The organism is Micromonospora sp. NPDC023633 (genome assembly GCF_040640035.1).
Taxonomy (GTDB): Bacteria; Actinomycetota; Actinomycetes; order Mycobacteriales; family Micromonosporaceae; genus Micromonospora.
Window position 1 is genome coordinate 38,637 of sequence record NZ_JBFABB010000028.1, and the last position, 20,420, is coordinate 59,056.

The 20,420-nt window shown below is 68.7% G+C and carries 28 protein-coding genes; all 28 read left to right on the plus strand.

Features of this window, described 5'->3' with window-relative positions; translation table 11 throughout:
• Nucleotides 1-158: 158 nt before the first annotated feature.
• Nucleotides 159-4,046, plus strand: a complete 3,888-nt coding sequence (locus tag AB0G13_RS11715; protein WP_357872448.1) for a DNA-directed RNA polymerase subunit beta' — start codon at nucleotides 159-161, stop codon at nucleotides 4,044-4,046.
• Between the two features lie 110 nt (nucleotides 4,047-4,156).
• Entirely contained in the window at nucleotides 4,157-4,528 is a 372-nt protein-coding gene (locus tag AB0G13_RS11720) for a hypothetical protein (RefSeq protein WP_357872451.1), read from the plus strand.
• Between the two features lie 451 nt (nucleotides 4,529-4,979).
• On the plus strand, nucleotides 4,980-5,327 hold the full coding sequence (locus AB0G13_RS11725; protein ID WP_357872480.1) for a hypothetical protein: 348 nt from the start codon (nucleotides 4,980-4,982) through the stop codon (nucleotides 5,325-5,327).
• A 492-nt stretch (nucleotides 5,328-5,819) separates the two neighbouring features.
• Nucleotides 5,820-6,194 (plus strand): 30S ribosomal protein S12, encoded by a 375-nt coding sequence (gene rpsL / locus AB0G13_RS11730; protein ID WP_014440718.1) that lies wholly within the window; start codon nucleotides 5,820-5,822, stop codon nucleotides 6,192-6,194.
• A 1-nt stretch (nucleotide 6,195) separates the two neighbouring features.
• Nucleotides 6,196-6,666 (plus strand): 30S ribosomal protein S7, encoded by a 471-nt coding sequence (gene rpsG, locus AB0G13_RS11735; RefSeq protein WP_077938296.1) that lies wholly within the window; start codon nucleotides 6,196-6,198, stop codon nucleotides 6,664-6,666.
• Nucleotides 6,667-6,741: 75 nt separating this feature from the next.
• Complete coding sequence (fusA, locus tag AB0G13_RS11740) at nucleotides 6,742-8,838, plus strand: elongation factor G (protein ID WP_357872454.1); 2,097 nt, start codon at nucleotides 6,742-6,744, stop codon at nucleotides 8,836-8,838.
• 218 nt (nucleotides 8,839-9,056) lie between these two features.
• Complete coding sequence (tuf, locus tag AB0G13_RS11745) at nucleotides 9,057-10,250, plus strand: elongation factor Tu (protein ID WP_088998349.1); 1,194 nt, start codon at nucleotides 9,057-9,059, stop codon at nucleotides 10,248-10,250.
• Between the two features lie 350 nt (nucleotides 10,251-10,600).
• Nucleotides 10,601-10,909, plus strand: coding sequence for a 30S ribosomal protein S10 (rpsJ, locus tag AB0G13_RS11750; RefSeq protein ID WP_007073037.1), 309 nt, complete (start codon nucleotides 10,601-10,603; stop codon nucleotides 10,907-10,909).
• Nucleotides 10,910-10,920: 11 nt separating this feature from the next.
• The gene (rplC, locus tag AB0G13_RS11755; RefSeq protein ID WP_357872457.1) at nucleotides 10,921-11,586 is read left to right on the plus strand and encodes a 50S ribosomal protein L3; all 666 of its coding nucleotides are present in this window, start codon (nucleotides 10,921-10,923) and stop codon (nucleotides 11,584-11,586) included.
• Nucleotides 11,583-12,233, plus strand: a complete 651-nt coding sequence (rplD, locus tag AB0G13_RS11760) for a 50S ribosomal protein L4 (protein ID WP_101412800.1) — start codon at nucleotides 11,583-11,585, stop codon at nucleotides 12,231-12,233. The genes rplC and rplD overlap by 4 nt, the downstream gene beginning before the upstream one ends.
• The gene (rplW, locus tag AB0G13_RS11765) at nucleotides 12,230-12,532 is read left to right on the plus strand and encodes a 50S ribosomal protein L23 (protein ID WP_088998352.1); all 303 of its coding nucleotides are present in this window, start codon (nucleotides 12,230-12,232) and stop codon (nucleotides 12,530-12,532) included. The genes rplD and rplW overlap by 4 nt, the downstream gene beginning before the upstream one ends.
• Before the next feature lie 12 nt (nucleotides 12,533-12,544).
• Nucleotides 12,545-13,384 (plus strand): 50S ribosomal protein L2, encoded by an 840-nt coding sequence (rplB, locus tag AB0G13_RS11770; RefSeq protein WP_091627702.1) that lies wholly within the window; start codon nucleotides 12,545-12,547, stop codon nucleotides 13,382-13,384.
• 12 nt (nucleotides 13,385-13,396) lie between these two features.
• Nucleotides 13,397-13,678: a 30S ribosomal protein S19 gene (rpsS, locus tag AB0G13_RS11775; protein WP_088647003.1), complete on the plus strand. Its 282-nt coding sequence runs from the start codon at nucleotides 13,397-13,399 to the stop codon at nucleotides 13,676-13,678.
• A 40-nt stretch (nucleotides 13,679-13,718) separates the two neighbouring features.
• The gene (gene rplV, locus AB0G13_RS11780) at nucleotides 13,719-14,177 is read left to right on the plus strand and encodes a 50S ribosomal protein L22 (RefSeq protein WP_091102565.1); all 459 of its coding nucleotides are present in this window, start codon (nucleotides 13,719-13,721) and stop codon (nucleotides 14,175-14,177) included.
• Nucleotides 14,177-15,034, plus strand: a complete 858-nt coding sequence (rpsC, locus tag AB0G13_RS11785; protein WP_357872461.1) for a 30S ribosomal protein S3 — start codon at nucleotides 14,177-14,179, stop codon at nucleotides 15,032-15,034. The genes rplV and rpsC overlap by 1 nt, the downstream gene beginning before the upstream one ends.
• 3 nt (nucleotides 15,035-15,037) lie before the next feature.
• Nucleotides 15,038-15,463, plus strand: coding sequence for a 50S ribosomal protein L16 (gene rplP / locus AB0G13_RS11790; RefSeq protein WP_007465292.1), 426 nt, complete (start codon nucleotides 15,038-15,040; stop codon nucleotides 15,461-15,463).
• Entirely contained in the window at nucleotides 15,463-15,699 is a 237-nt protein-coding gene (rpmC, locus tag AB0G13_RS11795; RefSeq protein WP_007073028.1) for a 50S ribosomal protein L29, read from the plus strand. The genes rplP and rpmC overlap by 1 nt, the downstream gene beginning before the upstream one ends.
• Nucleotides 15,696-15,971, plus strand: a complete 276-nt coding sequence (gene rpsQ / locus AB0G13_RS11800) for a 30S ribosomal protein S17 (protein ID WP_088998356.1) — start codon at nucleotides 15,696-15,698, stop codon at nucleotides 15,969-15,971. Before rpmC ends, rpsQ begins: the two co-directional genes overlap by 4 nt.
• Nucleotides 15,972-16,068: 97 nt before the next feature.
• Nucleotides 16,069-16,437 carry a 50S ribosomal protein L14 gene (rplN, locus tag AB0G13_RS11805; protein ID WP_007465279.1) on the plus strand — a complete coding sequence of 123 codons (369 nt, stop codon included), beginning with the start codon at nucleotides 16,069-16,071 and terminating at the stop codon, nucleotides 16,435-16,437.
• A complete protein-coding gene (rplX, locus tag AB0G13_RS11810; RefSeq protein WP_172896341.1) occupies nucleotides 16,434-16,754 on the plus strand; it encodes a 50S ribosomal protein L24 in 321 nt (106 codons plus the stop codon). Before rplN ends, rplX begins: the two co-directional genes overlap by 4 nt.
• A complete protein-coding gene (rplE, locus tag AB0G13_RS11815) occupies nucleotides 16,754-17,323 on the plus strand; it encodes a 50S ribosomal protein L5 (protein WP_123240579.1) in 570 nt (189 codons plus the stop codon). Before rplX ends, rplE begins: the two co-directional genes overlap by 1 nt.
• 1 nt (nucleotide 17,324) lies before the next feature.
• Entirely contained in the window at nucleotides 17,325-17,510 is a 186-nt protein-coding gene (locus AB0G13_RS11820) for a type Z 30S ribosomal protein S14 (RefSeq protein ID WP_088998358.1), read from the plus strand.
• A 118-nt stretch (nucleotides 17,511-17,628) separates the two neighbouring features.
• Nucleotides 17,629-18,036, plus strand: a complete 408-nt coding sequence (rpsH, locus tag AB0G13_RS11825) for a 30S ribosomal protein S8 (RefSeq protein ID WP_013288624.1) — start codon at nucleotides 17,629-17,631, stop codon at nucleotides 18,034-18,036.
• Nucleotides 18,037-18,052: 16 nt separating this feature from the next.
• Nucleotides 18,053-18,595 (plus strand): 50S ribosomal protein L6, encoded by a 543-nt coding sequence (rplF, locus tag AB0G13_RS11830; RefSeq protein WP_121399887.1) that lies wholly within the window; start codon nucleotides 18,053-18,055, stop codon nucleotides 18,593-18,595.
• Nucleotides 18,596-18,603: 8 nt separating this feature from the next.
• Nucleotides 18,604-18,981, plus strand: coding sequence for a 50S ribosomal protein L18 (rplR, locus tag AB0G13_RS11835; protein ID WP_172894548.1), 378 nt, complete (start codon nucleotides 18,604-18,606; stop codon nucleotides 18,979-18,981).
• A gap of 33 nt (nucleotides 18,982-19,014) precedes the next feature.
• The gene (gene rpsE / locus AB0G13_RS11840) at nucleotides 19,015-19,629 is read left to right on the plus strand and encodes a 30S ribosomal protein S5 (protein WP_007073019.1); all 615 of its coding nucleotides are present in this window, start codon (nucleotides 19,015-19,017) and stop codon (nucleotides 19,627-19,629) included.
• Nucleotides 19,629-19,811: a 50S ribosomal protein L30 gene (gene rpmD / locus AB0G13_RS11845; RefSeq protein WP_074314584.1), complete on the plus strand. Its 183-nt coding sequence runs from the start codon at nucleotides 19,629-19,631 to the stop codon at nucleotides 19,809-19,811. Before rpsE ends, rpmD begins: the two co-directional genes overlap by 1 nt.
• Nucleotides 19,811-20,254, plus strand: coding sequence for a 50S ribosomal protein L15 (gene rplO, locus AB0G13_RS11850; RefSeq protein ID WP_121399885.1), 444 nt, complete (start codon nucleotides 19,811-19,813; stop codon nucleotides 20,252-20,254). The genes rpmD and rplO overlap by 1 nt, the downstream gene beginning before the upstream one ends.
• The last annotated feature ends 166 nt before the right edge of the window (nucleotides 20,255-20,420 follow it).

Consider the following 20,420-nt stretch of genomic DNA (forward strand, 5'->3'; position numbering starts at 1 on the left):
TTGTTGGTTTCCCCCCGGGGTGGGTTGGTGGTCTTCCCCCCCCGGGGGGGCCTGCGGGGCTGGCTCTTTTTGTTCTGTTGTCCGGGGAGGCGGGCCGGCTCGCCGGCTCCCGACCCCACCCACTAGCTAGCAGTACAGACGACGACATAGGGGACATAGTGCTCGACGTCAACTTCTTCGACGAGCTGCGCATCGGCCTCGCCACCGCTGACGACATCCGTCAGTGGTCGCACGGTGAGGTCAAGAAGCCTGAGACGATCAACTACCGCACCCTGAAGCCGGAAAAGGACGGGCTCTTCTGCGAGAAGATCTTCGGTCCGCAGCGGGACTGGGAGTGCTACTGCGGTAAGTACAAGCGGGTCCGGTTCAAGGGCATCATCTGCGAGCGCTGCGGCGTCGAGGTGACCCGGTCGAAGGTCCGCCGTGAGCGGATGGGGCACATCGAGCTCGCCGCCCCGGTGACCCACATCTGGTACTTCAAGGGCGTGCCGAGCCGGCTGGGCTACCTGCTGGACCTCGCCCCCAAGGACCTCGAAAAGATCATCTACTTCGCCTCGTACGTCGTGACCAGCGTGGACGCCGAGTCGCGTCACCGTGACCTCTCGACGATCGAGAACGAGATCCTGGCCGAGAAGCGGCAGGCCGAGAACAGCCGCGACTCGGAGATCGAGAAGCGGGCCACCAAGCTCGAGGCCGACCTGGCCGAGCTGGAGGCCGAGGGTGCCAAGGCGGACGTCCGGCGCAAGGTCAAGGAGGGCGGAGAGCGCGAGATGCGCCAGATCCGCGACCGGGCCCAGCGCGAGATCGACCGCCTGGACGAGGTGCTGGACACCTTCCGCAAGCTGGAGCCGAAGCAGCTCGTCACCGACGAACTGCTCTACCGCGAGCTGCGGGACCGGTTCGGCGAGTACTTCACCGGCGGCATGGGCGCCGAGGCCATCAAGGCGCTGGTCCAGAACATGGACCTCGACGCCGAGGCCGAGAACCTGCGCGAGACCATCCGCTCCGGCAAGGGCCAGCGGAAGATCCGGGCGCTCAAGCGGCTCAAGGTCGTCGCGGCGTTCCTGAACACCCGCAACTCGCCGCTCGGCATGGTGCTCGACTGCGTGCCGGTCATCCCGCCGGACCTGCGCCCGATGGTGCAGCTCGACGGTGGCCGCTTCGCGACCTCCGACCTGAACGACCTGTACCGCCGCGTGATCAACCGGAACAATCGCCTCAAGCGGCTGATCGACCTCGGCGCGCCCGAGATCATCGTCAACAACGAGAAGCGGATGCTCCAGGAGGCCGTCGACGCGCTGTTCGACAACGGCCGTCGCGGCCGGCCGGTCACCGGGCCGGGCAACCGCCCGCTGAAGTCGCTCTCCGACATGCTCAAGGGCAAGCAGGGCCGGTTCCGGCAGAACCTGCTGGGCAAGCGCGTCGACTACTCCGGCCGTTCGGTCATCGTCGTCGGCCCGAAGCTCAAGCTGCACCAGTGCGGCCTGCCCAAGCAGATGGCGCTGGAGCTGTTCAAGCCGTTCGTGATGAAGCGGCTGGTCGACCTCAACCACGCGCAGAACATCAAGTCCGCCAAGCGGATGGTCGAGCGGCAGCGGCCGGTCGTGTGGGACGTGCTGGAAGAGGTCATCGGCGAGCACCCGGTCCTGCTGAACCGGGCGCCGACCCTGCACCGCCTGGGCATCCAGGCCTTCGAGCCGCAGCTCGTCGAGGGCAAGGCCATCCAGATCCACCCGCTGGTCTGCACCGCGTTCAACGCCGACTTCGACGGTGACCAGATGGCGGTGCACGTGCCGCTGTCCGCCGAGGCCCAGGCCGAGGCGCGGATCCTGATGCTGTCGTCGAACAACATCCTCAAGCCGGCCGACGGCAAGCCCGTCACCATGCCCACCCAGGACATGGTCATCGGCCTCTACCACCTCACCCACCTCACGGCGGGCGAGAAGGGCGAGGGCCGGGCGTTCAGCTCGGACGCCGAGGCGCGGATGGCGTACGACAACGGCGAGCTGCACCTCCAGGCCCCGGTGAAGATCCGCCTGCGTGGCGTGGTCGGGGTCGACAACGGTGCCGGCGCCGAGGCGTGGTCCGCCCCGGAGGGCTGGGTCGAGGGCGAGCCGCTGACCGTGGAGACGACCCTCGGCCGGGTGCTGTTCAACGAGACGCTGCCGCAGGGCTACCGCTTCGTGAACTACGAGATCCGCAAGGGTCAGCTCTCCGCGATCGTCAACGACCTCGCCGAGCGCTTCCCCAAGGTGGCGCTGGCCGCCACCCTGGACGGGCTCAAGGAGGCCGGCTTCCACTGGGCCACCTGGTCCGGCGTGACGATCGGCATGGAGGACGTCATCGCCCCGCCGCGCAAGCGGGAGATCCTGGAGCGGTACGAGAAGGAAGCCGACCAGATCGACAAGCAGTACCAGCGCGGTCTGATGACCCCGGAGGAGCGTCGCGGCGAGCTCATCCAGATCTGGACCAAGGCGACGAACGAGGTCGCCAAGGAGATGGACACCGCCCTGCCGCAGGAGAACCCGCTGTGGAAGATGATCAACTCGGGCGCCCGCGGTAACCTCCTCCAGCTCCGGCAGATCGCGGCGATCCGTGGTCTGGTGGCCAACCCGAAGGGCGAGATCATCCCGCGGCCGATCAAGGCCAGCTACCGGGAGGGTCTGTCCGTGCTGGAGTACTTCATCTCCACGCACGGTGCCCGCAAGGGCCTCGCGGACACCGCCCTGCGTACCGCCGACTCGGGTTACCTGACCCGTCGTCTGGTGGACGTCTCGCAGGACGTCATCATCCGCGAGGAGGACTGCGGCACCGACCGCGCCATCCCGATGCAGATCGGCGAGCGGCTCGACGGCAAGCTGGTCGTGCACGAGCACGCCGAGACCAGCGTGCACGCGCGGACGCTGGCCGACGACATCAAGGGGCCGGACGGCGTCGTCGTCGCCGAGCGCGGCCAGGACATCAACTCGATCCTGGTCGACAAGATCGTCGCCGCCGGGGTGGAGACGGTCCGGGTGCGCAGCGTGCTCACCTGCGAGTCGAAGCTGGGCGTCTGCGGTGCGTGCTACGGCCGTTCGCTGCCGACCGGCAAGACCGTGGACGTCGGCGAGGCGGTCGGCATCATCGCCGCCCAGTCGATCGGTGAGCCCGGTACGCAGCTGACGATGCGTACCTTCCACACCGGTGGTGTCGCCGGTGAGGACATCACCCAGGGTCTGCCCCGTGTCCAGGAGATCTTCGAGGCCCGGGTCCCGAAGGGCAAGGCGCCCATCGCCGACACCCCCGGTCGGATCCGGATCGAGGACGGCGAGCGCTCGCGGAAGATCATCGTGGTGCCGGACGACGGCAGCGACGAGATCGTCTACGACAAGATCTCCAAGCGGGTCCGGCTGCGGACCCACGACGGCGGTCACGTCGCGGTCGGCGAGAAGCTGACCGAGGGCACCATCGACCCGCACGAGCTGCTGCGGATCATGGGTCCGCGGGCGGTTCAGGTCCACCTGACCAGTGAGGTCCAGGAGGTCTACCGCTCGCAGGGTGTGCTCATCCACGACAAGCACATCGAGATCATCATCCGCCAGATGCTCAAGCGGGTGACGGTCATCGACTCCGGCTCGACCGAGTTCCTGCCGGGCGTGCTGGTCGACCGGGCGCTGTTCGAGTCGGAGAACCGCCGACTCGTCTCCGAGGGCGGCGAGCCCGCCGCCGGTCGTCCGGTGCTGATGGGTATCACCAAGGCCTCGCTGGCCACCGACTCCTGGCTCTCGGCGGCCTCCTTCCAGGAGACCACCCGGGTGCTGACCGACGCGGCGATCAACTCGCGCAGCGACTCGCTCGTCGGCCTCAAGGAGAACGTGATCATCGGTAAGCTCATCCCGGCCGGTACGGGCATCAGCAAGTACCGCAACGTCCGGGTCGAGCCGACCGAGGAGGCGAAGGCCAAGGTCTACTCGATGACCGGCTACCCGGAGACCGACTACGGCTTCGGGCCGGCCAGCGGCCAGGCGGTTCCGCTGGACGACTTCGACTTCGGGTCGTACCGCTAAGCAGCACGATCGACGAGGCCCCCGGCACCCGCCGGGGGCCTCGCCGCGTCCCGGGACCGGGGTGGCCCGTGCGGGCGCCGCGGCGGACCGGGCCGGGGCATGATGGGGGCATGACGACCGCACCCGGGCCGGCGCCCGTCGCCCAGCCGGGGCTGCCCCGCCATCCGCTCGACCCGGACCCGACCCGGGCCACCAAGGCGCGGGCGGTCTTCGCACTGGGCCTGATCGGGGCGCTGACCGGCCTGTTCGTCGGCGGCGTGGTGCCGGCCACGGTGGCGCTCCAGCTCGCCCGCCAGGCGCGTCGGGAGGCGTACGCCTCGGGGGGTTTCCTGACCGGTGCCGCCTGGCTGCGCCGGGGGGAGCGGCTGGCCTGGGCTGGCCTGGTGCTGGCCGCCGTCAGCCTGGTGGCCGCGGTGGTGCTCGGGGTGGTCCGCCTCGCCGACACGCCCTACGGGCAGGACTTCGCACCGAACGTGGACTGACCGACCGCCCGGGGGTGCCGGGTCGCGCCGGGCGCCGGCCGTCGGGCGGGCGGCGGTAGCCTGGCCCGGTGTCCGTCGCGCGGCGGTGGACGCCGAGACGTCGACAGGAGGACCCGTGACGGAACCGGCGCGCTACCCGGGCAGCGATCGCGTGGCGCCCCCCGCCGCGAATCCCGACGTCCCGCCCGGCGGGACGCAGTGGGCGCGGCCCGACGTGGGCCAGGGCACCCCGTCCGTCGCGCCGGGGTATCCGCCGCCGGTGTCGCCCTGGGGCGCCTCGTCCGCGGGTGAGGACCCGCGCCCGTCGTCGCTGTCCCCCTGGGGGGCCTCGTCCGGGGCGGTGGGCCCGTCGCCGGCCGGGGGCTGGGGCCCGGCCCCGACGCCCCCGCCGCCGCGCGAGGCCGCCCGGCCGCCGAAGCGGGTCGACCCGGTCGCGGGTACGCCGTTCGGCGTGGTGCACCTCGACGTGCCGCCGGTCACCTCCGGCCTGGCCGTGGGCTCGCTGGTGGCCGGGATCGCCTCGACCCTGGTCGCGCTGCTGGTGATCTGCGTCGGCGCGGTCGGCGGCGTGGACGGCGCCTGGGCGGCCGGCGCCTTCACGGTGCTGGGTGTCCTGGCCGGCGCGGGCGCCGTCGTGGCGGGCCTGTTGGGGATGCGGCAGATCCGACGCCCGGCGGCCCCGCCGGCGGTCCGGTTCACCGGGCGGGGCCTCGCGGTGGCCGGGGTCGGCTGCGGCGGGGCGGGGCTGCTGCTGAGCCTGCTCGGCCTGGGGTTGGCGTTGCTGCTGGCGCTCGGGTGACGCCGGGGCCCCGCCGTGGGGCGTGGCCACGGCCGTGACGGGGTCGACGGGCCGGTCCGCGGGGAAGCCGGTACACTTGGATCTGTAGGTGCCCACCACGGGCGGGTAGGCGTGACGGGTTCGATCGGCGGGCGGTGGACGCTCTGCCAGCCGCTCCGTTTTGACCTGTGCGGTTGTGGTAGGTACTCTTTCCCCTTGTGCCCGGGCAAGCCCGGGCAACTCGTGCGTGCGCTGGATCCGGTGAGCCGGAGATCGCGTGGGAGCACGACAAAGCCAAAGACCCGGCGCGCGGCCTGCCGTGCGCCGGTGCAAGACCCGGTCGACATGCGCGAGCGTCGGTGCCGGGGCCGTGAGCTGGGCGACACGCCCGACCGCGGGTGCCGGGACCACCGCGAGGTGGCCCTGGTCGGAATGTAGGAGAGTCGGCCATCAGGTCGGCTACGGCAGACGGTGCGGCCGCCACCAGGCGGTCGAAGGGAGCGGAGAAACCCGGTGCCCACGATCCAGCAGCTGGTCCGAAAGGGCCGCCAGGCGAAGACGAGTAAGACCAAGACCCCGGCGCTGAAGGGTTCCCCTCAGCGGCGCGGCGTGTGCACCCGCGTGTACACCACCACCCCGAAGAAGCCGAACTCGGCGCTGCGCAAGGTCGCTCGTGTCAAGCTCAGCAGCCAGATCGAGGTGACCGCCTACATCCCGGGCGTCGGCCACAACCTGCAGGAGCACTCGATCGTGCTCGTCCGTGGCGGCCGTGTGAAGGACCTCCCCGGCGTGCGTTACAAGATCGTCCGCGGTTCGCTGGACACCCAGGGTGTCCGCAACCGCAAGCAGGCTCGCAGCCGTTACGGCGCGAAGAAGGAGAAGAGCTGACATGCCGCGCAAGGGACCCGCTCCGCGGAAGCCGCTGGTCGCTGACCCGGTGTACAACTCGCCGCTGGTCACCCAGCTGGTGAACAAGATCCTCCTGCGCGGTAAGCGTCAGCTCGCCGAGCGCATCGTCTACGCCGCCCTCGAGGGCTGCCGTGAGAAGTCCGGCACCGACCCGGTCGTCACCCTCAAGCGGGCGATGGACAACGTCAAGCCGACCCTCGAGGTGCGCAGCCGCCGCGTCGGTGGCGCCACCTACCAGGTCCCGGTCGAGGTCCGCCCCGCCCGGGCGACCACCCTGGGCCTGCGCTGGCTGGTCACCTACTCCCGCGCCCGTCGCGAGAAGACCATGATCGAGCGGCTGATGAACGAGCTGCTGGACGCGAGCAACGGCCTCGGTGCCGCCGTCAAGCGGCGCGAGGACACCCACAAGATGGCCGAGTCCAACAAGGCCTTCGCGCACTACCGCTGGTAACACCCTGGTTCCGGCGCCCTCGTGGCGCCGGAACCGCCACCAGTTGTGTCGAGACGACGATAAGTAGGGATTGAAGTGGCCGCCGCAGACGCGCTCGCCAACGTACGCAACATCGGCATCATGGCCCACATCGATGCCGGTAAGACCACCACCACCGAGCGGATCCTGTTCTACACCGGCATCACGTACAAGATCGGTGAGGTCCACGAGGGCGGTGCCGTCATGGACTGGATGGAGCAGGAGCAGGAGCGTGGTATCACCATCACCTCCGCTGCTACCAAGTGTGAGTGGAAGGGCCACACGATCCAGATCATCGACACGCCCGGCCACGTCGACTTCACGGTCGAGGTCGAGCGGTCGCTGCGGGTGCTGGACGGCGCGGTCGCGGTCTACGACGGCGTCGCCGGCGTGGAGCCGCAGACGGAGAACGTCTGGCGGCAGGCGGACAAGTACAACGTCCCCCGGATGTGCTTCGTCAACAAGCTCGACCGGACCGGTGCCGACTTCTTCCGCTGCGTGCAGATGATGATCGACCGGCTCAACGCCACCCCGCTGGTCCTCCAGATCCCGATCGGCGCCGAGTCCGACTTCATCGGCGTGGTCGACCTGGTCGAGATGCGGGCCCTCACCTGGCGCGGCGAGACGCAGAAGGGTGAGGACTACGCGATCGAGGAGATCCCGGCCGACCTCGCCGACTCCGCCGCGGAGTGGCGCGAGAAGCTGATGGAGACCCTGGCCGACGTCGACGACGCGGTGATGGAGAAGTACCTGGAGGGCGAGGAGATCTCCGTCGAGGAGATCAAGGCCGCCATCCGTCGGGCCACCATCGACGGCAAGGCCAACCCGGTCCTCACCGGCACCGCCTTCAAGAACAAGGGCATCCAGCCGATGCTCGACGCGGTCGTCGCGTACCTGCCGTCGCCGCTGGACATCCCGGCGATCGAGGGTACGGCCACCGACGGCGAGACCCCGATGCAGCGGAAGCCGTCGAAGTCGGAGCCCTTCTCGGGCCTCGCCTTCAAGATCCAGACGGACAAGCACCTCGGCAAGCTCACCTACGTCCGGATCTACTCCGGCACGCTCGAGTCCGGCTCCCAGGTGGTCAACTCCACCAAGGACCGCAAGGAGCGGATCGGCAAGATCTACCAGATGCACGCCAACAAGCGGGAAGAGCGCAGCTCGGCCCAGGCTGGCGACATCATCGCGGTGCAGGGTCTCAAGCAGACCACCACCGGTGACACGCTGTGCGACCCGGCGAACCCGGTCATCCTGGAGTCGATGACCTTCCCGGAGCCGGTCATCGAGGTGGCCATCGAGCCGAAGACCAAGGCCGACCAGGAGAAGCTCAGCACCGCCATCCAGCGGCTGGCCGAGGAGGACCCGACCTTCCGCGTCAAGCTGGACGACCAGACCGGCCAGACGGTCATCTCCGGCATGGGCGAGCTGCACCTGGACATCCTGGTCGACCGGATGCGCCGCGAGTTCAACGTCGAGGCCAACATCGGCAAGCCGCAGGTGGCGTACCGCGAGACCATCCGCCGCAAGGTGGAGAAGGTCGAGTACACCCACAAGAAGCAGACCGGTGGTTCCGGCCAGTACGCCCGGGTGATCATCAGCCTGGAGCCGCTGCCGCTGGGCAACGACGCCCCGACCTACGAGTTCGCCAACGCGGTGACCGGTGGCCGCATCCCCCGGGAGTTCATCCCGTCGGTGGACGCGGGCGCGCAGGACGCCATGCAGTACGGCATCCTCGCCGGCTTCCCGCTGGTGGGTGTCAAGCTGACGCTGGTGGACGGCCAGTACCACGAGGTCGACTCGTCGGAAATGGCATTCAAGATCGCCGGCTCGATGGCGATGAAGGAGGCGGCCCGCAAGGCCGACCCCGCGCTGCTCGAGCCGATGATGGCCGTTGAGGTCACCACTCCTGAGGAGAACATGGGTGACGTCATCGGCGACCTCAACTCCCGCCGCGGCATCATCCAGGCGATGGAGGAGCGCAGCGGCGCCCGCGTCGTCCGGGCTCTGGTGCCGTTGTCGGAGATGTTCGGCTACGTCGGCGACCTGCGGTCGAAGACCCAGGGCCGGGCTAGCTACAGCATGCAGTTCGACTCCTACGCCGAGGTTCCGGCCTCGGTCGCGAAGGAGATCATCGCCAAGGCGACGGGTGAGTGACCCTCACCTGAAGTGATCGATGATCCGGGGCGGTCGCGGGAGGGTGTTCCCGCCCGCGGCCACCTCGATCGGGATGCGTGAGACCGGGCCTGTAGGCTTCATCGCCGCAGAACCCACCAAAGCTCTCCGGCCGCCAGGCCGGAAAGGCTGTCGACAGAGTCCTAAGCGCCGACCGGCGCGCCGGGGCGAACGAACCAAGAAGTCCACAGGAGGACCCAGTGGCGAAGGCGAAGTTCGAGCGGACTAAGCCGCACGTCAACATCGGCACCATTGGTCACATCGACCACGGTAAGACGACGCTGACGGCGGCCATCACCAAGGTCCTGCACGACCAGTACCCGGACCTGAACCCGTACACGCCGTTCGACGAGATCGACAAGGCGCCGGAGGAGAAGGCCCGCGGCATCACGATCTCCATCGCGCACGTCGAGTACCAGACCGAGGCGCGGCACTACGCGCACGTCGACTGCCCCGGTCACGCCGACTACATCAAGAACATGATCACCGGTGCCGCGCAGATGGACGGCGCGATCCTGGTGGTCGCGGCGACCGACGGCCCGATGCCGCAGACCCGCGAGCACGTGCTGCTGGCCCGCCAGGTCGGCGTGCCGTACATCGTCGTGGCGCTCAACAAGAGCGACATGGTCGACGACGAGGAGCTCCTGGAGCTCGTCGAGCTCGAGGTCCGTGAGCTGCTGTCGAACCAGGACTACCCGGGTGACGACCTGCCGGTCGTCCGGGTCTCCGCGCTGAAGGCCCTCGAGGGTGACCCCGAGTGGACCGGCAAGCTGCTGGACCTGATGACCGCGGTCGACACCGCGATCCCGCAGCCGGAGCGCGAGACCGAGAAGCCGTTCCTCATGCCGATCGAGGACGTCTTCACGATCACCGGTCGTGGCACGGTCGTCACCGGTCGCGCGGAGCGCGGCGTGCTCAAGCCGAACGAGGAGGTGGAGATCGTCGGCATCCGCGAGAAGTCGATGAAGACCACCTGCACCGGCATCGAGATGTTCCGCAAGCTGCTCGACGAGGCCCGCGCGGGCGAGAACGTCGGTCTGCTGCTGCGTGGCATCAAGCGCGAGGACGTCGAGCGCGGCATGGTCGTCATCAAGCCGGGCACCACGACCCCGCACACGGAGTTCGAGGCGACGGTCTACATCCTCTCCAAGGAGGAGGGCGGCCGGCACACCCCGTTCTTCCAGAACTACCGTCCGCAGTTCTACTTCCGGACCACGGACGTCACCGGTGTCGTCACGCTCCCCGAGGGCACCGAGATGGTCATGCCGGGTGACAACACCACCATGACGGTGAAGCTGATCCAGCCCATCGCCATGGAGGAGAACCTCAAGTTCGCGATCCGCGAGGGTGGCCGCACCGTCGGCGCCGGGTTCGTCACCAAGATCATCAAGTGAGCTAGGTAACCCCGATTAGACCCGCCGCCGGTCGTGCGGCATACTAGTCAGGTTGCGTAACGACAGTTCGCTGCCTGTGTTCGGCTTTCGCTGAACCTCCGGGTGGCAGGACGGTCGAGCGTAGGGTGGTTGGCGGCCCGTCCGCCAACCACCCTCGCACGGCGTTCAGGTCGCGGTAGTGCGATCGACGCCTTGACCCACCGCGCGGTCAGAGTCGCTCCGGAGTCCCGGGGCGGAGCCTGGCCCGAGGGCGCGACACGCCCGACCGCGGGGGTCGGCGAAGTGGGCCTGTGCCAGCCGGTACAGGCGCCCGCAACACAGCGGCATCGAGAGAAGGAACAGAAGCCACCATGGCGGGACAGAAGATCCGCATCCGGCTCAAGGCCTATGACCACGAGGTCGTCGACTCCTCGGCTCGGAAGATCGTCGAGACGGTGACGCGTACCGGGGCGCAGGTCGCGGGCCCGGTGCCGCTGCCCACGGAGATCAACCGTTTCTGCGTTATCCGCTCGCCGCACAAGTACAAGGACTCGCGCGAGCACTTCGAGATGCGCACGCACAAGCGGCTGATCGACATCATCGACCCGACCCCGAAGACGGTCGACTCGCTCATGCGCCTCGACCTGCCGGCTGGCGTCGACATCGAGATCAAGCTGTAGGGACCGGACAAATGGACAGGCAAGTCAAGGGGATCCTGGGCGCAAAGCTCGGCATGACCCAGGTCTGGGACAACAACCGTGTTGTCCCGGTGACCGTGGTCGAGGCCGGCCCGTGCGTCATCAGCCAGGTTCGTAGCGCCGAAAAGGACGGTTACTCCGCGGTCCAGCTGGCGTACGGCACGATCGACCCGCGCAAGGTCAAGAAGCCGATCAGCGGGCACTACGCGAAGGCCGACGTCGCGCCGCGTCGCCACATCGTCGAGCTGCGCACCGCCGACGCGGCGGACTACACGCTCGGCCAGGAGATCACGGTCGAGGAGTTCCCGGCCGGCGTCTCGATCGACGTGACCGGCAAGACCAAGGGCAAGGGCTACGCCGGCCCGATGAAGCGGCACGGCTTCCACGGTCTGCGCGCCAGCCACGGTGTCGAGCGCAAGCACCGCTCGCCGGGCTCCATCGGCGCCTGCGCCACCCCGGGTCGTGTCTTCAAGGGCACCCGGATGGCCGGCCGGATGGGTGGCGTGCGCTACACCGTCCAGAACCTGACCGTCCAGGCGGTCGACACCGAGAACAACCTCCTGCTCGTCCGCGGCGCCATTCCCGGCCCCAAGGGCGCGCTGGTCCTGGTCCGTACCGCGGCCAAGACCAAGGCGAAGAAGGGCGGTGCGGCCAAGTGACCACCGTTGACGTCCTCACCGTCGAAGGCTCCAAGAGCGGCTCCGTCGAGCTGCCCGCCGACATCTTCGACGTCCAGGCCAACGTCGCGCTGATGCACCAGGTCGTGGTGGCTCAGCTCGCGGCGGCCCGGCAGGGCACGCACAAGGTCAAGACCCGCGGCGAGGTCGCCGGTGGCGGCAAGAAGCCGTACAAGCAGAAGGGCACCGGTCGCGCCCGGCAGGGCTCGATCCGCGCGCCGCAGTTCGCCGGCGGTGGCGTCGTGCACGGCCCCGTGCCGCGCGACTACAGCCAGCGGACCCCGAAGAAGATGAAGGCCGCCGCCCTGCGTGGCGCCCTCTCCGACCGGGCCCGCGCCGGGCAGGTGCACGTCGTCGAGGCGTTCGTCTCGGGCGAGAAGCCGTCGACGAAGGCCGCCCTGGCCACGCTGGCGAAGCTGACCGAGGCCCGCCGGGTCCTGGTCGTGCTGAGCAGCACCGACGAGCTGAACTGGGTGTCGCTGCGCAACGAGCCGCGGGTGCACCTGATCGAGGCCGGCCAGCTCAACACGTACGACGTGCTGGTGGCCGACGACGTGGTCTTCACCAAGGACGCCCTGGACGAGTTCCTGGGTGTTCCCGCCGAGACCACCGAGGAGGGTGGCAAGTGAGCACGATCGCCGACCCGCGCGACATCATCGTGGCGCCGGTCGTCTCGGAGAAGAGCTACAGCGAGCTGAACCGCAACTGGTACACCTTCCTGGTGCACCCGGACGCGAACAAGACCGAGATCAAGATCGCGATCCAGCAGATCTTCGACGTCCGCGTCCTGACGGTCAACACGCTCAACCGCCAGGGCAAGCGCAAGCGGACCAAGACCGGTTTCGGGCAGCGTAAGGCCACCAAGCGGGCGATCGTGAAGCTGGCTGACGGTGACCGTATCGAGGCCTTCGGCGGCCCGGTCAGCTGAGGGGTGTAGACAATGGCTATCCGTAAGTACAAGCCGACGACGCCGGGCCGGCGTGGCTCCAGCGTCGCCGACTTCGCTGAGATCACCCGGTCGACGCCCGAGAAGTCGCTGCTGGCTCCGCTGCCGAAGAAGGGCGGGCGTAACGCCCACGGCCGGATCACCGCGCGGCACCACGGTGGCGGTCACAAGCGCCAGTACCGTCTGATCGACTTCAAGCGGGTCGACAAGGACGGCGTGCCGGCGAAGGTCGCCCACATCGAGTACGACCCGAACCGCACCGCGCGCATCGCGCTGCTGCACTACGCCGACGGCGAGAAGCGTTACATCCTCGCGCCGAAGGACATGAAGCAGGGCGACCGCGTCGAGTCGGGTCCGGGCGCGGACATCAAGCCGGGCAACAACCTGCCGCTGCGCAACATCCCGGTCGGTACCACGATCCACAACGTGGAGCTGCGTCCGGGCGGCGGCGCCAAGCTGGCCCGCTCGGCCGGCGTCGGCATCCAGCTGCTCGGCCGTGAGGGCGTGTACGCGACCCTGCGCATGCCGTCCGGCGAGATCCGGCGGGTCGACGTCCGCTGCCGCGCCAGCATCGGCGAGATCGGCAACGCCGACCAGTCGAACATCAACTGGGGCAAGGCCGGCCGCATGCGGTGGAAGGGCAAGCGCCCGACCGTCCGTGGTGTCGCCATGAACCCGGTCGACCACCCGCACGGTGGTGGTGAGGGTAAGACCTCCGGTGGTCGCCACCCGGTCAACCCGCAGGGTAAGCCCGAGGGCCGCACCCGTCGTAAGGGCCAGCCGAGTGACCGGCTGATCGTCCGCCGCCGCTACGCCACGCGTAAGCGCGGCTGAGGGAGATAAGACATGCCTCGCAGCCTGAAGAAGGGCCCGTTCATCGACGACCACCTGCTCAAGAAGGTGGAGACGCAGAACGACAAGGGCTCGAAGAACGTCATCAAGACCTGGTCGCGGCGCTCGACGATCATCCCGGAGATGCTGGGTCACACGATCGCCGTGCACGACGGACGCAAGCACGTCCCGGTGTTCGTGACTGAGGCGATGGTCGGGCACAAGCTCGGCGAGTTCGCGCTGACCCGCACGTTCAAGGGTCACGAGAAGGACGACCGGAAGAGCCGTCGGCGCTGACGCCGCGGGCATACGGATAGAGGAACAAGGGGTTACAGCGATGCCAGGAAAGGGCGACGCTCCGGTGCTTCCGGGCGCGCGGGCGGTTGCGCGGCACGTGCGCATCTCGCCGATGAAGGCGCGCCGGGTGGTCAACCTCGTCCGCGGCCTGCCCGCGAAGGAGGCGCTCACGGTGCTGCAGTTCGCGCCGCAGGCTGCGAGCGAGCAGGTGTACAAGGTGCTCGCTAGCGCGATCGCCAACGCGGAGAACAACGAGCGGCTGGACCCCGACGCGCTGCTCGTCAGCGAGGCGTACGTGGACGAGGGCCCGACCATGAAGCGGTTCCAGCCGCGGGCCCAGGGCCGGGCGTACCGGATCCGCAAGCGCACCTGCCACATCACCGTCGCGGTCGAGGCGGTGGCGCCGGCCGCGCCGAAGAAGGCGGCCGCGAAGAAGGCGGCCCCGGCGAAGCAGGCGGAGCCGGCTGAGACGCAGAGCAAGACGGAGGGCGCCGAGTAATGGGTCAGAAGGTTCACCCGCACGGGTTCCGGCTCGGCATCTCGACCGACTGGAAGTCCCGCTGGTTCGCGGACAAGCTCTACAAGGACTACATCGGCGAGGATGTCAAGATCCGCCGCATGATGTCCAAGGGCCTCGAGCGCGCCGGCATCTCCAAGGTCGACATCGAGCGCACCCGCGACCGGGTCCGCGTCGACATCCACACCGCCCGGCCGGGCATCGTCATCGGCCGTAAGGGTGCGGAGGCCGACCGGATCCGCGGCGAGCTCGAGAAGCTGACCGGCAAGCAGGTCCAGCTGAACATCATCGAGGTGAAGAACCCCGAGTCGGACGCGCAGCTCGTCGCACAGGGTGTGGCCGAGCAGCTCTCCAGCCGGGTCAGCTTCCGTCGGGCGATGCGCAAGGCCATGCAGTCCGCGATGAAGAACCCGGTCTGCAAGGGCATCCGGGTCCAGGTCTCGGGTCGTCTCGGCGGCGCCGAGATGAGCCGGACCGAGTTCTACCGCGAGGGCCGGGTCCCGCTGCACACGCTGCGGGCCAACATCGAGTACGGCTTCTTCGAGGCCCGTACGAGCTTCGGCCGGATCGGCGTCAAGGTCTGGATCTACAAGGGCGACGCGGTGCCGGGTCGGGAGACCCCGGCCGAGGCGCCGGCACGCCCGCGCCGTGACCGTGGCGACCGCCCGGAGCGGCCGCGCCGTGGCCGGTCCGGCTCGTCCGGCACGACCGCCGGCGGCACCGAGGCCGGCAGGGCCGCCGCCGCGACGACCATCGCGCAGCAGGCCGAGACGCCGAGTGGTGACGCGGTGGATCCCGCCGCCGTCGCCGCCGCGGCAGAAACGCAGCAGGAGGGCTGACAGATGCTGATGCCGCGCAAGCCCCCGAAGGGCTTCCGCAAGCCGCACCACCCGGACCGCAGTGGCGCGTCCAAGGGTGGTAACCGGGTGGTGTTCGGCGAGTTCGGGATCCAGGCTCTCGAGCCGGCGTACGTGACCAACCGCCAGATCGAGTCGGCGCGTATCGCGATGACCCGCCACATCAAGCGTGGTGGCAAGGTCTGGATCACGATCTTCCCGGACCAGGCTCTCACCAAGAAGCCGGCGGAAACCCGGATGGGTTCCGGTAAGGGTTCGCCCGAGTGGTGGGTCGCCAACGTCAAGCCGGGGCGGGTTCTCTTCGAGATGTCCTTCCCCAACGAGCAGATCGCGCGAGAGGCGATGCGTCGCGCGATCCACAAGCTCCCGATGAAGTGCCGCATTGTTACGCGCGAAGTGGGTGAATCCTGATGGCAGCGGGCGTTAAGGCCTCCGAGCTGCGTGAGCTCTCCGAGGAGGAGCTGGTCACGAAGCTGCGCGAGGCCAAGGCGGAGCTGTTCAACCTCCGCGTGCAGGCCGCGACCGGCCAGCTGGACAACAACCGGCGGCTGCAGGTCATCCGTCGGGAGATCGCCCGGATCTACACGATCATGCGTGAGCGCGAGCTGGGTCTCTCGGCCGCGCCGACTGAGGTGACTGCATCATGAGCGAGAACACCACCGCCGCCGCGCGGGCCCGCCGCAAGGTGCGTGAGGGCCTCGTGGTCAGCGACAAGATGGAAAAGACCGTCGTCGTCGAGGTCGAGGACCGGGTCAAGCACGCGCTGTACGGCAAGATCATGCGCCGTACCAGCAAGTTGAAGGTGCACGACGAGCAGAACACCGCCGGCATCGGCGACCGGGTCCTGATCATGGAGACCCGGCCGCTGTCCGCCACGAAGCGGTGGCGGCTCGTGGAGATCCTGGAAAAGGCCAAGTAGCGAAGGCTCGAGCTCGCCCGGCGTCAGTCGGGCGCGGGTTCCGCCAGGCTCCGGCCGCCGTGCGCGGCCGGAGAACCGGCAGACATAGGAGATAGACGTGATTCAGCAGGAGTCGCGACTGCGCGTCGCCGACAACACGGGTGCTCGGGAGATCCTGTGCATCCGGGTTCTCGGTGGCTCCGGTCGGCGCTACGCGAGCATCGGCGACGTCATCGTGGCCACCGTCAAGGACGCGATCCCCGGTGCCGGTGTGAAGAAGGGCGACGTCGTCAAGGCCGTCGTCGTTCGCACCGCCAAGGAGAGGCGGCGGCCGGACGGTTCGTACATCCGCTTCGACGAGAACGCCGCCGTCATCATCAAGGACGGCGGGGACCCGCGCGGTACCCGTATCTTCGGCCCGGTGGGTCGGGAGCTGCGGGACAAGCGGTTCATGAAGATCATCTCTCTCGCGCCGGAGGTGTTGTGACCGTGAAGGTCAAGAAGGGCGACACGGTCGTCGTCATCGCCGGCAAGGACAAGGGTGCCAAGGGCAAGGTCATTGCGGCCTACCCGCGGCAGGACAAGGTCCTGGTCGAGGGCGTGAACCGGGTCAAGAAGCACACCCGCATCAGCACCACCCAGCGTGGCGCCAAGACCGGTGGCATCGTCACCCAGGAGGCCCCGATCCACGTCTCGAACGTGCAGGTCCTGGACTCCGACGGCAAGCCGACCCGCGTCGGTTACCGGATCGACGAAAACGGCCAGAAGGTCCGCATCGCGCGTAGCACCGGTAAGGACCTGTGATGACCACGGCTACCGAAACCAAGACCATGCCGCGCCTCAAGGAGCGGTACCGCAACGAGATCGTGGCGCAGCTGCAGGAGCAGCACAACTACGGCAACCCCATGCAGGTGCCGCGGCTGGTCAAGATCGTCGTCAACATGGGTGTCGGCGAGGCAGCCCGGGACGCCAAGCTGATCGACGGCGCCGTCCGGGACCTGGCCACCATCACCGGCCAGAAGCCGCAGGTGCGGCGGGCGACCAAGTCCATCGCGCAGTTCAAGCTCCGCGAGGGCATGCCGATCGGCGCGAAGGTGACCCTTCGCGGCGACCGGATGTGGGAGTTCCTGGACCGGCTGCTGTCCATCGCGCTGCCGCGTATCCGTGACTTCCGTGGTCTGGACGGGCGCAAGCTCGACGGGCACGGCAACTACACGTTCGGTCTGACCGAGCAGTCGGTGTTCCACGAGATCGACCAGGACAAGATCGATCGGCAGCGGGGCATGGACATCACGGTGGTCACGACCGCCACGACCGACGACGAGGGCCGGGCGCTGCTCAAGCTCCTGGGCTTCCCGTTCAAGGAGAACTGAGATGGCCAAGAAGGCGCTGATCCACAAGGCGGCCGCGAAGCCGAAGTTCTCGGTTCGCGCGTACACCCGCTGCCAGCGGTGCGGGCGTCCCAAGGCGGTCTACCGCAAGTTCGGTCTCTGCCGGGTCTGCATCCGGGAGATGGCCCACCGCGGTGAGCTGCCGGGCGTTTCCAAGGCTTCCTGGTAAGGGCGACCGCGTCCCGGCCGCCAGGCCGGGACCCCTTGCACCGATCACGTATTGCTCTTCGCCGTAGGCCCGGGGCGGAAGGCCCCGGGAACCCCGGCGAGAAAGGCTGACGAAATCCATGACGATGACCGACCCGATCGCAGACATGCTCACGCGTCTGCGTAACGCCAACCAGGCGTACCACGACCGGGTGACGATGCCCTACTCGAAGATCAAGGCGAACATCGCCGAGGTCCTCAAGGCCGAGGGCTACATCGCCACCTGGTCGGTCGAGGAGCCCGAGGAGGGCGCCGTCGGCAAGCGACTGGTCGTCGAGCTGAAGTACGGCCAGAACCGGGAGCGGAGCCTGGCCGGCATCAAGCGAGTGTCCAAGCCCGGTCTGCGGGTTTACGCCAAGTCGGACGGGCTCCCGCGGGTGCTCGGCGGGCTGGGCGTGGCGATCATTTCGACGTCCCAGGGGCTGCTCACCGACCGGCAGGCCCGCAAGCGGAGCGTTGGCGGGGAAGTCCTCGCCTTCGTCTGGTAACGGGAGACAGGTAGAAATGTCGCGTATTGGACGTAAGTCGATCCCGGTGCCAGCCGGCGTCGACATCACGATCGACGGGCAGACCGTCAAGGTCAAGGGCCCGAAGGGCGAGCTCTCGCACACCCTGGCCGAGCCGATCACGATCGACCGGGCCGAGGACGGGCAGCTGAACGTCAACCGCCCGAACGACGAGCGCAAGGCCAAGGAACTGCACGGCCTCAGCCGTACCCTGGTCGCCAACATGATCGTCGGCGTCACCGAGGGCTACCGCAAGAGCCTGGAGATCGCCGGCACCGGTTACCGCGTGACCGCCAAGGGCCAGGACCTGGAGTTCGCGCTCGGGTTCTCGCACCCGGTGCACGTGGCGGCGCCCGCCGGCATCACCTTCACGGTGGAGAAGCCGACGCTGTTCCACGTGGCCGGCATCGACAAGCAGCTTGTCGGTGAGGTTGCCGCCAACATCCGGAAGATCCGCCCGCCGGAGCCCTACAAGGGCAAGGGCGTGAAGTACCAGGGCGAGGTCATCCGCCGCAAGGCTGGAAAGGCAGGTAAGAAGTGAGCGCCACGCTGCTCAAGCGCCGCCGCGGCGTCGCCGCCAAGCGTGCCGTCGGGCGTGCGCGCCGGCACTTCCGGGTCCGCAAGAACGTCAGCGGCACCGCCGAGCGTCCCCGCCTCGTGGTCACCCGCTCCCTGCGGCACATCGTCGCCCAGATCGTGGACGACACCAAGGGTCACACCCTGGCGTCGGCCTCGACCCTGGACGCCTCGCTGCGCGGCGCGGAGGGCGACAAGAGCGCCCTGGCCGGCAAGGTCGGCGCCCTGCTCGCCGAGCGGGCCAAGGCCGCCGGCGTCTCCAAGGTCGTCTTCGACCGCGGTGGCAACCGGTACGCGGGGCGGGTAGCCGCGCTTGCCGACGCCGCCCGCGAAGCCGGGCTCGAGTTCTAGAAACCCCGTCACGAGAGAGAAGGAAGGCTGCTGATGCCAGGTCAACAGCGCCGTGGCGGCGGGTCCGGTGGCAACGAGGGTGGTCGCCGCGACAACCGCCGTGAGGGCGGCCGCGGAAACGCGCCCGTCGAGAAGACCCCGCACCTCGAGCGGGTCGTCGCGATCAACCGCGTCGCCAAGGTCGTGAAGGGTGGTCGTCGCTTCAGCTTCACCGCCCTGGTGATCGTGGGCGACGGCGACGGCACCGTCGGTGTGGGCTACGGAAAGGCCAAGGAGGTGCCCGCGGCCATCGCCAAGGGCGTCGAGGAGGCCAAGAAGCACTTCTTCAAGGTGCCGCGGATCGCCTCCTCGATCCCGCACCCGGTGACGGGTGAGGCCGCGGCCGGTGTGGTGCTGCTCAAGCCGGCGTCCGCCGGTACGGGTGTCATCGCCGGCGGTCCGGTGCGTGCCGTGCTGGAGTGCGCGGGTATCCACGACGTGCTCTCCAAGAGCCTCGGTTCGTCGAACCCGATCAACATCGTGCACGCCACCGTGGCGGCGCTGAAGGGGCTCGAGTCCCCCGAGGCCGTCGCCGCCCGTCGTGGCCTGCCGGTCGAGGACGTCGCGCCGGCCGCCATGCTGGCGTCGCGGGCGGGGGTGGCTTCCTGATGGCTCGCCTGAAGGTCACCCAGGTCCGGTCCGGGATCGGGACCAAGCAGAACCAGCGTGACTCGCTGCGTTCGCTCGGTCTCAAGCGGATCAACGACGTGGTGGTCAAGGAGGACCGTCCGGAGATCCGCGGCATGATCTTCACGGTCAACCACCTCGTGAAGGTCGAGGAGGTCGAGTAATGACGATCAAGGTCCACCACCTGCGCCCGGCGCCCGGTGCCAAGACCGCGAAGACCCGCGTGGGTCGCGGTGAGGGCTCCAAGGGCAAGACCGCCGGTCGCGGTACCAAGGGTTCCAAGGCCCGCAAGAACATCTCGGCGGCGTTCGAGGGTGGGCAGATGCCCATCCACATGCGCCTGCCGAAGATGAAGGGCTTCAAGAACAAGTTCAAGGTGGTCTTCCAGGTGGTCAACCTGGACCGGCTCGCCGAGCTGTTCCCGAACGGCGGCCAGGTCGGCCCGCTCGAGCTGGTCGAGGCCGGCGCGGTCCGCAAGGGCCACCCGGTCAAGGTCCTCGGCACCGGGGACCTCGGCGGGGTCGCCCTCCAGGTGTCGGCGCACGCGTTCAGCGCGTCGGCCAAGGAGAAGATCACCGCCGCCGGTGGCTCCGTCACCGAGCTGTAAGGGCTGTACGACCATGGCGCCCGCTCAGTTGTCGCAACTGGGCGGGCGCCATGCTCTGCCTGGCACGTGTGCGCCGGGTAACATCGGATTCGGTTTATGTAGCCGGGCACATCTGCCCGGACCGGGATCGGGCTGTTAGAGTCCCTTCCCAGCCATGGATATCGGG